Source organism: Actinacidiphila oryziradicis, assembly GCF_005047355.1.
Classification (GTDB): Bacteria; Actinomycetota; Actinomycetes; order Streptomycetales; family Streptomycetaceae; genus Actinacidiphila; species Actinacidiphila oryziradicis.
Window position 1 is genome coordinate 1 of sequence record NZ_SUMC01000169.1, and the last position, 11,014, is coordinate 11,014.

The window sequence follows — 11,014 nt, forward strand, 5'->3', positions numbered from 1 at the left end:
ATGGAAGAGCGCTACGGCAAGCAGGAGATCGAGGACACCCTCGCCCGCTACACCGCAGCCGACGTCGAGATCTACGGCAAAGCCATGGCCGAGTTCGAAGAACGCTTCGCCAACCAGTGATCCGGGTACTCGTCGCCACGGTGAACCGGCCCCGTGCCGGCCGTCACGCGCTGCGGATCGCGGCCGCGGTGGCCGGCCTGCCCGGTGACCCGGCGGGATACCGCTTCCCGCACCCGCGCGCCTCGGTCACGCACACCGACCAGGTGGGGGTCGCCGCGGTACTCGTCGCCGGCCCGGCCGCCGGCGTCGGCGTCGACCTCGAGCACGACCAGCCGGTCCGCCCGGCGACGGCGCGGTTCTACCTGCACGACGACGAGCCCCACGACGACCTCCTGCGGCTGTGGACCGTCAAGGAGGCCATGTTCAAGGCCGACCCGGCCAACGCGACCCGGACGCTCCGCGACTACCGGGCCGACGACCCGGCGTACCAGCACGTTTCAGCCCGACACCTCGGCGGCTGGCTCACAGTCGCCGCCCGTCTTGCGAGGGAGCCCATGCCCACCAACACGATCAGCTTCGAGACCGTGGCCAGCCGGGTCGCCGGTGTACTGCGCGTACCCGAGACCGACCTCACCCCGCAGACCCTGATCAAGGACCTGGCCGCGGACAGCTTCATGATGGTCGAGATGATCGTCGACCTCCAGGAGGAGTTCGACGCCGTGTTCACCCAGGCCCGCCTCCGCGAGGTCGACAGTCTCAGCGAACTCGTCGAGCTGCTCCAGGAATCCGCCGCATAACCACCCCACCCATGCCGGCCGCCGCAGTGGCCGGTGCCCGTCCGATCTCGGAGGCTGATAGTCAGTGAACGTTCCCGTCATGGTCCTGGTGCTCGCCGACTTCGTGGTCATCGGCGTGCTGCCCCGGGTCTTCTTCAAGGGCGGCAGCTTCAACCTCGGGTGGTGGCTGACCGGAGCACCCTTCTTCGTCGTCCCGCCGTTCCTGATCGCCGCGCGTCTGGCCGACTGGCACTCGTGGATCAGCATGGGCAAGGCGGTGACGACGCTCACCGCGATCGGCGCCGTGCTCGCCGGCGCCTCGATCGCGCTGATGTTCTTCACGCTCGGCACCCACCGCGTACCCCTGGCCCTGTGGCACCAGGAGGACGACGCTCCGGCGTCGATCGTGACGTACGGCGCGTACTCGAAGATCCGGCACCCCTTCTACTCGTCGTTCCTGCTCGGGTTCCTCGGCGCCTTCGCGATGTTCCCGCACCTCGGCACCCTGCTGCCGCTGCTCTACGCGATAGGCCGGCTGACCGCCACCGCGATGCGGGAGGAGAAGCGGCTGTCCGCCTCGGAGTTCGGCGGCGAGTACCGCGAGTACATCGCGCGAACCGGCCGCTTCCTGCCGATCTGACAAGCCCGGACCACCGGCAGCGCGCCAGTGCGCAGAACCCCACGGGCATGGAGACGCCCGTGGGGTTCTGCGCACTGAGCCGCCACCGATCCCTGACACTGATCCCCGGCAAACCGACCGATCCCTGAAACAGGCGTGACCGACCGGTCGGTCACATAGTATAGTTCGTGGAGCAGGTGAGTCGTCACACGCCCCAGGGACATCAACGCGGGAGCCGCGCGAGAGCGAGGCTCGACGCGGAAGGGAACAATCCTGTGACATCCAGCATGGAGTCGACAAGCGACCAGGTGCAAGACGAGGAAGCGCCCAAGGACGCCCCGGATCCGCTCCGTTGGTGGTCCTTGTTCGCAGTCAGCCTGGCGACCTTCATGACCTACCTGGACCTGAACGTCATCAACGTCGCGATCCCCACCATCCAGCGCAGCCTGCACCTGTCGGAAGCCGGCCTGGAGTGGATCGTGAGCAGTTACCTGCTCACCCTGGCCGGCCTGCTGCTGGCCGGCGGCCGCCTCGCCGACGCCTACGGCCGCCGCCGCCTGTACATGATCGGCCTGACCGTCTTTACGCTGTCCTCGCTCTCGGCGGGCCTGGCGGGCAACGGCAGCGTGCTCATCGGGAGCAGGACCGTACAGGGCATCGGCGCCGCCTTGTTGACGCCGGCCACTTTGGCCATCATCACGGCCACGTTCACCGACATCAAGGAGCGCACCAGCGCGATCGGCCTGTGGACCGTGAGCGCCGCCTTCGGCCTGGCCCTCGGGCCGGTGACCGGCGGTCTGATCACCCAGAACATCCGCTGGGGCTGGATCTTCCTGATCAACGTCCCGGTCGGCGTGGTGACCCTCGCGATCAGCGCCCGGACGGTGCGCGAGTCCAGGGCGCCCTCCGCCAACCGGGTCCTGGACGTCGGGGGCCTGATCACCTCCGCGCTCGCGCTGTTCGCCATCACCTACGCGCTGATCGAGGGCAGCGACGCGGGCTGGAGCTCGGCGAGGATCATCACGGCCTTCGTCGTCGCGGCGGTTGCGACCGTGGCCTTCTTCGGAATCGAGGCGCGCACCCCCGAACCCATGGTGAACCTGCGCCTGTTCCGCATCCGCCAGTTCACCGGCGGCATCAGCACCCAGATGATCTGGGCGTTCGGCGCCCTCGCCATCTACTTCTTCACCTCGATATACCTGCAGAACATCATCGGCTTCTCCCCGTTGAAGTCGGGCCTGCTGTTCGTCCCGATGGCGTTCGCGCTGGCCGCGTTCGCCGGCTTCTCCACGCTGATGGAGAGCTGGATCGGCGCGCACCGCACGGTCTCGCTCGGCATGGCGATGATGACCGTCGGACTCATCATGCTCATCATGCACGGCGAGCACGCGACCTTCGCCTCGATGCTGCCCTGCCTGATCGTGCTCGGCGGCGGCATGGGCATCATGAACGTGCCCATGACGAACGCCGTGATGCACAACACCCCGGAGGCCCAGGCCGGAGTCGCCTCGGCCATCCTCAACGACGCCCGCGAGGTGGCCGGGCTGCTCGGCATCACCATCATCGGCGCGGTGCTGCGTTCCAAGCAGACCTCCGCACTGCGGGCCGGGTCGACCCCGGCCCAATCGTTCCTCGACGGCTACCACGTCGGCCTGTGGGTGGCGACCAGCCTGGTCGCGGTGGGCATCGTCTTCACCTACGTGATGCTGCGCCCCAACAAGGAACCGCGCCCCAGCGAGGACCCAATCGCGGCCCAACTGACCTGACCAAGAGATGAGCAGACGCCTACTCGGGATAGACGCGGGGCGGATAGACGCGGGGCGGCCAGCCCGGACGGATCAGACCTATGGAGTACGCCTTCGAGACCAGGGCGGGACGGTTCTTGACCTTGAGCTTACGCATGAGGGTATCGACGTGGTAGCCGATGCCGCCGCGGCTCAGGTAGAGCATGGAGGCCAGGTTCACGGTCGACATGCCCAGGGCCACGCCCTCCAGGATGCGCGCTTCGATGTCGGTCAGTACCAGGCGGTGGGTCGCGGCCGCCCGGTCCTTCCTATTGCCGCCCTCGGGGCATATGAGGGCCATCAGGCATTCGGCGTCGCTGCGGTCGCCGCCGACGGTGAACCCCGTCAACTCCCCGCTAAAGACGGTCGAGTCCTTCCGGCGGAAGGAGACGGTCGGCTCGGTGAAACGGGATCCAGGCGCAGCCAGCAGGCGGGTCAACCGCCGGCTGACCTGGGTCCGGGCGTCGGCGTGCAGCAGCTCGACGAAGCAGCGCCCGCCGAGTTCCGCCGGCAGGCAGCCGAACTGGCCCGAGAAGTCCGCGTTGACCTCGACCAACCGGAAGGCGTTGTCCAACTTGGCCATACACATGCCGGACCGCTCGAAGATCGACCTGAGAACCTCCTGCTGGCTTCCCTTGCCGACCCCGGAGACCTCTGCCATTGATTCTCCCTGCTGTCTCAATGAACGAAGGTGACGCGAAGACTGTCGTGCCGTGACGCTGTCCCGTGACCTCCTGCGGTGTGGTGAGGTCGCCCTCCCATGGGTTCCCTCGTCAGCCAGGCCGCGGCATCGGTCTCACACGAGATGTCGCATCAGAAAGGACTGCTGATACATGGTTCGGGGTTCTCCCGAATGCTCCTGTTTTTGGAACGGTGCCCCGATCCGGGGTGCCACCGGGGCACGGGTATCCGCCGGCCGGGCGGTTTCGGCCGCGCCGGGGTCACCGAACTCACTGCCCGCGCCCTGGACTTCGTCCATAGCGGTGGCCTGGCTCGGGGCACTCTCGTGCCCCCGCTCTGCCCGCATGCATGGCGTCCGAGGGTGCGATGCGACGCGCTGTGATCGGCAAGCTGTCGACGCTCCCGGTCGTCACGGCCAGCCTGGATGCCGGTCCCATACACCTTCATGGATCAGATGCATTCTCTCTGGATGGTTATCCCCCAGCAGTGATCCGGCATGCCCGCGAAGAGGGCGAAGCCCGTTCCGGCCGGCCGCCGGTCGCGAACACCCGCCCTCCACCCGTGCATTGCGGTACGCGCCCGGACCGAAGCCGTGACCCCCGCAACGAGGTCGACCGCGATCGGCCCACGACATCCCGCCCTCACCGCTCTTCGTTGCCGCAAGCAGGCGGCCGGCAGGCCACCGGCCCCTTCGCCGAGCATGGGAGACAGCGTTCCAGCCTGACGTGGTGAGGCGCCAGGGCGACAGGCCCTAGTCGACGAATCCCTCGGTGACCAGCGGCGGCCAGCTGCCCATGCGGAACAATCCGGCCGAATAGGCTCGGGAGACCAGCTCTGATCGATTGGCCGCATCGAGGTTTTTCATCAGCGCGCTGACGTGATATTCGACTCCGCCCCGGCTCAGGAACAGCTTCGAAGCGAGCTGCACGGTGGACATGCCGGCCGCCACGCCCTCCAGCACCATCGCTTCCATCCTGGTCAGCGGCTTTCGCACATCAGCCGGACAGGGCGCGGCGGCACTGGCCGCGGGTTCAGGCTCCAACTCCAGCAGGACGACCAGCGAGTCGATACGGCCCGCGCCGTTCGTCACCGCGATCCCGGTCAGCTCGGTGCTGGTCCTGCCGGACCTGGTCAGCGTGGCTATCAGGTCACTGATCCGGCTGCGCTCACCGCGGGCCAGCGAGAGAAGCCGCCTGGTCAGCGCGTCCCTGGCGCGCGCGTGCACCAGGTCGACGAGGGCCACGCCCGGGAGCTCCTCGACCGAGAGCCCGAAGACGTCGGCGAAGCCGGCGTTGCTCCCGATCAGCCGGAGGTCGAGGTCCACGTGCGCAATGCGCGCGGACGAGTTGTCGAACAGCGAGCAGAGTCTGTATTCGTCCGCCTGCTCAGGTGAGCAGGTATTCGTCTCAATAAGCATATCTTGTGCCGCCGACACGATTTAGTCTCCCCGCCCCAAGGCTCCGGCCATTTATTGGTCTAGACTCCCATACCGGAATCCCAAAAACCAGCCACCGCAAACGAATTTCCGGGCAGCCGTGCGAGTCTAGGGTTTTTCCTGCCGCACCGCCGAGCGCCCGGCGGCCTCTTCTGTAAAAGATGTGTTAAAAAATGAGCCGACGTGCGGAGCCGGTGCAGGTCAAGTGGCAGACTCGCCACCCGCGGCCCGACCAACCGGTTATCCGGACCGATGATGCCCGGTTCGGGCACCGACACGTTCCTTTACCGCATCACGGCCGCGGAAGCGAGGGCACATGGAAATCACTGTCCGTAGCACTCACTACACCCCGCATACACGCGCCGCCATCCTGAGTTATTGGGATTTTGTCCAATTTCGGCAGATTCAACGGGGCAATCACAAGGCGCGGCGGACTTCTTTTGGTTGACTATTTACTTTCCCGCGCTTTACCGTAGCCATTCCGAAAGTTCGTTTTCCGTTTCCCTGTTACGGCAGCTGTAGATAGCTGCTGCTGAGCTTTCTGATCATGGTGTGGTGTCGGCGTACGTGTGCCAATTTCGGTGGCAGAGGCGGGCGCGGTGTTGATGGCGGCGGCGCCAGGTGGACCCCCAGTCGTAGTCGCGTACGCCCTTCTGCCCCGCGCCGGTACGCATCCGCTGCCAGGCCCGCTTCGGCAGCCAGGCGGCGGCCTGGGTCACCCTCAGTTTCGTGGCCGGGATGGTGACCTGATGATTGGAGCGCACTTCCACGACGTAGCCCAGGCCCAGCTCGCCGCAGGCGGTACGCAACTCCCGTCCTCCGTACACCTCATCACCCAGGAGAACGATGCGGATATGCCCCGCTGACCGGCGGCGCGGAGCATGTGGGCCGCGAGTTGCGGCTTGCTCGCGAAGCACAGCTCGCCGAGAACACCGGCCAGCTCACGACGTTCCTTGTCGCCGGCCCCCGAACGCCCTGTCGTGGCCTGCGTCGTCTTCCGTGGCCGAACCGGCCGTCTCGTTCTGATGTTGCGTCACACCACATCATGATCAAGGCGGCCGTCCTCACGCCGCACCTACCCCCATCACGCCGCTGACCAGCTGCGATGAGCACAGGCAGAGCTATCTACAGCTGCCGTACCTGTTTAAAGTACCGTTCTGCAAAGGGGCGCGGAGAACGCGGCGGAGCGGCAACGCGCCGCGGGCCAGGGAGGGTACGGCAGGTGGACGGGACAGCCGCGGTGGACCGGTGGCAAGGCCCCTCGGGGGGCCTGGGGAACCCGGGAGACCCGCGGAGTCTGCGGCCCTCAGATCCCGAGGAACCGTTTGAGCACCCGGCGCGACGCGGGCAGTGGACGCCCGGCATCGAATTCCAGCACCGAGATCTCCCGGGTCATCGCCGCGAGCAGTTGCGCCGCGGCTTCGGCGTCCTCCCAGCCCATCACCTTCAGGTCGGCCACTCCCGCGGCGGCCAACCGCTCGCGGCGGGCCGCCATCGAGTCCTGCACGGTCGGGTCCGAACGGGCCTCCAGCGACAGCGCCTTGACGCCCCGGTTCGCGAGCGAGATGTCGAGATACGCCTCGGTGCTGCGGAAGATGCGCTCGGCGCCGGGCGCCAGCCCCGCGACCGCCTTGTCCACGGCGACCTGCACCCGGGCGTGGAAGCGCTCGTGCATGGCGTCGACGAACGTCGCCCGGTCCTTGAAGTGGACGTAGAAGGTGCCCTTGGCCACCCCGGCGTGCGCGACCACCATGTTCACGCTCACGCCGGCCAGGCCGTGCTGCTCCGCCAGCGCCGCGCCGGCGTCGAGCAACGCCTCACGTGTCTGCAACGCCCCGGGCATCTGCACTCCTGCTGCCATAGCTTCCTAGTGTATGCCCGCCCGGCGACCTGGGGCCGAGGCCGAGCCCGAGCCCGGCCGGCGATACGGTGACCGACCAGTCGGTCACGTGCTACGCTCCGGCTCATGCTCACGGTCCCGGGATCTCCTACCCAACCGCTCGCATACGACAACGGCAGCCAAGCCTGTGACGCCCCTCGCGGCGCCACCTCCGAGAAGGAGCAGCAGCGATGAAAGCGGCAGTCATTGACGAGGTCGGGGCCGCACCGCATGCGACCGAACTCGCCGACCCGTCGCCGGCCGGCGACAAGCAGGTCGTAGTCAAGGTCGAAGCGACGGCTCTTAACTCGATCGACCTGCACGTCGCGGAGGGACACCACCGCGCGGGCCCGCCGAAGGTCCCGTACGTGCCCGGCTTCGAGGTGGTCGGGACGATAACGACCGGACCGGACCAGGGCCTTCGGGTGCACGCCACGGTGCCCGCCGGTCTCGTACCGGGCGTCAACGGCGGGCTCGCCGAGCTGCTGCTGACCGACCGCGGGGCCTGCATCCCCGTCCCGGACGGGCTGGACAGCGTCGCGGCCGCGGCGATCGGCGCGGTCGGCGCGGGTGCGGACCTGTCGCTGCGCAAGGCCGCGCTCCAGGAGGGCGAGAGCGTCCTGGTGCTGGGCGCGACCGGTCCCCTCGGCGCGGCCGCCGTCCAGCTGGCGAAGCTGGCCGGCGCCAAGCGCGTCATCGCGGCCGGCCGGAACCCCGAGCGCCTCGCCCAGGTCGCCGGCGCGGACAGTGTGGCGGTCCTCGGCGACGAGCCACTGAGCGAGCAACTGGCCGCCCTCGGCGGTCCCGTCGACCTGGTCGTCGATCCGCTGTGGGGTCCCTGGGCGGTGCCCGCGCTGGGCTGCCTGGTGCCGGGCGGCCGCTACCTGAACATCGGCGCGGCGGCCGGCGACGAGAGCGGGTTTCGGGTCGAGATGCTCCGCGGCGCGCAGCTGTCGCTCATCGGCTTCAGCGGGACCACCGCGAAGCCGGCCGACGCCTACGCCGCGTACAACCGCGTCGCGGCGCTCGCCGTGGCCGGCTCGTTCGCGCTGCCGACCGACACCTACCCCCTGGACGACGCCACCAAGGCGTGGGAGGCGCAGGCGTCCTCGCCCGGCAAGAAGATCGTCGTCGTTCCCTGATCACGGGTTCCCTGATCACGAACTCCGGTCAACCCCGGGTTCGCGCCCGAGTCCGGGTCACGGCGCTCGCCCCGCCGTGACCCGGACGGCCATCAACTCCCTTACGGCCACGGTGATTTCCCGACCAGGGCCGGAGCAGCGCCGGAGCGGGGACTGCGGGCGTCACCGGTAGAGCCACGCCCCGAGCGCGGCGATCACCGCGCCTGCGGCCGCGATGACTCCTCCGACGGTAAGAGCCGGACGCAGACCCTTGCGGCGTGGCGGCTTGGCGGAACGCAGGATGGTGACCGTCGTCAGCACTCCCGAGAGCACGACAAGGCACCCGATCGCGACGACTACGGCGGCCACGGTCCCGATCCGCGTAAACGGATGATCCGGGGGGCTCCAGATCGCGGCGAGGGTCACGGTGCCGGCTGCTGCTCTCACTTGATCTCGCCTTCGGCGTCCTTGGAGTCCTTGACCACTGCCTGCACGTCCGACTCGATACCGGAACCCTCGGCATACACGGCCGTGTTCATGGTGGTGCCCACCGTGTTCCTGAACGCCGCGTCGGCGAGTTTGCCCCGCTCGCCGAGATTCTCGCCGCCGAGGCTACCGTCGGACGGGCCAAAGGGAGTACTGCTCCTCGTGGTTGACGACGACGGAGTAGGACTCGTCGGTCTGCTCTGCCATGGGTCCATCTTTCGCGCACGACGGTAGGGGGCTCCGCTCAGGCCGGGGCTTCAGAGCGGGGCTGCTGCGCTCGATGCAAGCACGGGCCGTCGGCACCGACGAGGTCACCGCCCCAAGAGCAGCACCGTGTTGACGCGGGCGCGGGCTTCGCGATGGCAGTGTCATTCATGAGATGACGCGGCCGTGCCGGGTCGGTGACCGCCCCCGGGACGGGTACGCGCCATCCAGGGGATCGGCGGACCGCCGCGTCCGGCACCGCTCCCGGCCCGGACGCGAACGACTGAAGAGGAGTCCCGATGGGCACGACGGCATCCCCCCGGACGGAGCCGGGGAGCCTGGAGAGCGGACCGCCCCGAAGGCGGCGCCCGGGCCTGCCCGCCGACTTCAACCGGCTGTGGACCGCCGAGAGCGTCTCCCTGGTGGGCACCGAGGTCACCGCCCTCGCACTGCCGTTGACAGCCGTGTATGTCCTGCACGCCAGCACCCTCCAGGTGGGCCTGCTGGGAACGGCGTCGTGGCTGCCGTACGTGTTGTTCGCCTTGGTGGTGGGGGTGTGGGGGGACCGGCTCAGGCGGCGCCGGGTACTCATCGTGGCGAACCTGGCGCGGGCCGCGTTCCTGGGGGTGATCATCGCGCTGGCGGTGACCGGCACCCTGGGCGTCCCGCTGCTGTTCGTCCTTGCCTTTCTCGTGGGCGCCGGCAACGTGGTCTTCGAAATCTTCTACTACTCCTACGTTCCCTCCCTGGTAGCGGGCCCCGACCTGCTGGTCGCCAACAGCCGCCTGCAGGCGAGCGAGTCGACGGCGCAGGTGGCCGGCCCCGGGCTGGGCGGTCTGCTGATCCAACTGCTGAGCGCGCCGCTGGCGCTGCTGATGGACGCGGTCTCCTTCCTCTTCTCGGCCCTGACGCTCAGCCGTATCCGCACGGTGGAACCGGTCCCCGAGACTGCCGGGGACCAGGGCTCCATCCTGGCGCAGGTCCGCGCCGGACTCGCGCTGACCTGGCGCAGCCGGGTACTGCTGACGCTGGTGGGGACGGCGGCGATCTGCAACCTGACCGCGTACTGGATCACTGTCCTGTTCCCGTTGTTCTGCGTGCGCCTGCTCGGTCTGAGCGCGGGCATGATCGGCCTGGTCATGTCGGCAGGCGCGGTGGGCTCACTGCTGGGCGCCGCCGTGTGCGGGCCGTTCACCCGTCGCGTCGGGGTGGGGCAGGCCACCTTGTGGACGCTGTTCGGTGAGGCCCTCGGCTTCCTCCTGCTGCCCTTCGCTCCGGCGCACTCGTGGCTGTGCGTGCCGGTCCTCATCGCCGGCTGGTTCATCGCCGGGGGCACCGCGGCCATTTCGCGGGTGGTGTCCATCAGCATCCGCCAGACGGCGACCCCGAAGGACTACCTCGGGCGGGTCAACGCCACCCACCGGTTCGTCTCCTACGGGGTGGTCGCCGTCGGCACCGCGGCCGGCGGGTTCCTCGGCAACGCCCTCGGTATCCGGGTGGCCATGGCCGTCGCCGCCGCGGCCATGATGACCTCGGTGGTCTGCGTGCTCGTCTCCCCGCTGCTGCACATGCGCGAGGTCGACGACGCCGTCGTCGTGCCGCTGGTCGGCCGGGCAGCCGCCGCCAGTGACCCCGCCGAGTACGAGGGCGGCATCGAACCCGCTGCCTGACCCCCGTGCAGGCCCTTCGACCGGAAACGAGAACAACCATGCAACCAAAGCTCGCCGTGATCTTCGACCACGGTTCCGCGACCCTGGCCGAACTGGGGGTGGCGGCCCGCGGCCTGTGCGACCTGGTCCTGGTCGTGGATCCCGGCTCGCCGTCACTGTCCTCCTGCGTCTGTGCGGCCACGTGGCCGGTGCTCTGCTACTCGGCCAGAGCGAGCAGGCCGGGCTGGCCTCGTTCGCCGCTGCCGCGACCCTGGTGCTGGTCACCGGGCTGATCACGACCACCCTGCTGACCGCCGGGCTGCTGAGCAGTTGCACGACGCACGCCGGGAGGGACTGGGCGCTGCGGCGCCGGGCCTTCC

General features: G+C 68.7%; 11 protein-coding genes. 5 read left to right on the top strand and 6 right to left on the bottom strand.

Annotation, left to right across the window (positions count from 1 at the left end):
- Positions 1-116 precede the first annotated feature (116 nt).
- The 3 genes from FCI23_RS51465 to FCI23_RS51475 all read left to right on the top strand — a co-directional run bounded on the left by FCI23_RS51465 (position 117) and on the right by FCI23_RS51475 (position 3,161).
- Positions 117-797 carry a phosphopantetheine-binding protein gene (locus tag FCI23_RS51465; RefSeq protein WP_136730847.1) on the top strand — a complete coding sequence of 227 codons (681 nt, stop codon included), beginning with the start codon at positions 117-119 and terminating at the stop codon, positions 795-797.
- Positions 798-861: 64 nt separating this feature from the next.
- A complete protein-coding gene (locus FCI23_RS51470; protein WP_136730848.1) occupies positions 862-1,416 on the top strand; it encodes a methyltransferase family protein in 555 nt (184 codons plus the stop codon).
- A 266-nt stretch (positions 1,417-1,682) separates the two neighbouring features.
- The gene (locus FCI23_RS51475) at positions 1,683-3,161 is read left to right on the top strand and encodes an MFS transporter (RefSeq protein ID WP_246144861.1); all 1,479 of its coding nucleotides are present in this window, start codon (positions 1,683-1,685) and stop codon (positions 3,159-3,161) included.
- A 19-nt stretch (positions 3,162-3,180) separates the two neighbouring features.
- On the opposite strand, the gene FCI23_RS51480 is transcribed toward FCI23_RS51475, so the two are convergent.
- The 4 genes from FCI23_RS51480 to FCI23_RS51495 form a co-directional block, all read right to left on the bottom strand.
- Positions 3,181-3,840: a helix-turn-helix transcriptional regulator gene (locus FCI23_RS51480; RefSeq protein WP_136730849.1), complete on the bottom strand. Its 660-nt coding sequence runs from the start codon at positions 3,838-3,840 to the stop codon at positions 3,181-3,183.
- Between the two features lie 771 nt (positions 3,841-4,611).
- Entirely contained in the window at positions 4,612-5,277 is a 666-nt protein-coding gene (locus tag FCI23_RS51485) for a helix-turn-helix transcriptional regulator (protein WP_265737849.1), read from the bottom strand.
- Between the two features lie 563 nt (positions 5,278-5,840).
- On the bottom strand, positions 5,841-6,104 hold the full coding sequence (locus FCI23_RS51490; RefSeq protein WP_136730851.1) for a hypothetical protein: 264 nt from the start codon (positions 6,102-6,104) through the stop codon (positions 5,841-5,843).
- Positions 6,105-6,601: 497 nt separating this feature from the next.
- Complete coding sequence (locus tag FCI23_RS51495; protein ID WP_246144862.1) at positions 6,602-7,156, bottom strand: TetR/AcrR family transcriptional regulator; 555 nt, start codon at positions 7,154-7,156, stop codon at positions 6,602-6,604.
- 209 nt (positions 7,157-7,365) lie between these two features.
- Here FCI23_RS51495 and FCI23_RS51500 point away from each other — a divergent pair, with 209 nt between their 5' ends.
- Entirely contained in the window at positions 7,366-8,316 is a 951-nt protein-coding gene (locus FCI23_RS51500; RefSeq protein WP_136730852.1) for a zinc-binding dehydrogenase, read from the top strand.
- Positions 8,317-8,478: 162 nt separating this feature from the next.
- Here FCI23_RS51500 and FCI23_RS51505 read toward each other — a convergent pair whose 3' ends face one another.
- Together FCI23_RS51505 and FCI23_RS64430 are read right to left on the bottom strand one after the other, a co-directional pair.
- Positions 8,479-8,742, bottom strand: a complete 264-nt coding sequence (locus FCI23_RS51505) for a hypothetical protein (RefSeq protein ID WP_136730853.1) — start codon at positions 8,740-8,742, stop codon at positions 8,479-8,481.
- Between the two features lie 165 nt (positions 8,743-8,907).
- Positions 8,908-9,153 (bottom strand): MbtH family NRPS accessory protein, encoded by a 246-nt coding sequence (locus FCI23_RS64430; protein WP_136730854.1) that lies wholly within the window; start codon positions 9,151-9,153, stop codon positions 8,908-8,910.
- A 131-nt stretch (positions 9,154-9,284) separates the two neighbouring features.
- On the opposite strand from FCI23_RS64430, the gene FCI23_RS51520 reads away from it, so the two are divergent.
- Positions 9,285-10,655 (top strand): MFS transporter, encoded by a 1,371-nt coding sequence (locus tag FCI23_RS51520; protein ID WP_136730855.1) that lies wholly within the window; start codon positions 9,285-9,287, stop codon positions 10,653-10,655.
- The last annotated feature ends 359 nt before the right edge of the window (positions 10,656-11,014 follow it).

Excerpts from the sequence above, each read along its gene's own strand:
- FCI23_RS51475 (WP_246144861.1), top strand. The coding sequence starts at position 1,683 with ATGGAGTCGACAAGCGACCAGGTGCAAGACGAGGAAGCGCCCAAGGAC.
- FCI23_RS51480 (WP_136730849.1), bottom strand. The coding sequence starts at position 3,840 with ATGGCAGAGGTCTCCGGGGTCGGCAAGGGAAGCCAGCAGGAGGTTCTC.
- FCI23_RS51485 (WP_265737849.1), bottom strand. The coding sequence starts at position 5,277 with ATGCTTATTGAGACGAATACCTGCTCACCTGAGCAGGCGGACGAATAC.
- FCI23_RS51495 (WP_246144862.1), bottom strand. The coding sequence starts at position 7,156 with ATGGCAGCAGGAGTGCAGATGCCCGGGGCGTTGCAGACACGTGAGGCG.
- FCI23_RS51500 (WP_136730852.1), top strand. The coding sequence starts at position 7,366 with ATGAAAGCGGCAGTCATTGACGAGGTCGGGGCCGCACCGCATGCGACC.
- FCI23_RS64430 (WP_136730854.1), bottom strand. The coding sequence starts at position 9,153 with ATGACACTGCCATCGCGAAGCCCGCGCCCGCGTCAACACGGTGCTGCT.
- FCI23_RS51520 (WP_136730855.1), top strand. The coding sequence starts at position 9,285 with ATGGGCACGACGGCATCCCCCCGGACGGAGCCGGGGAGCCTGGAGAGC.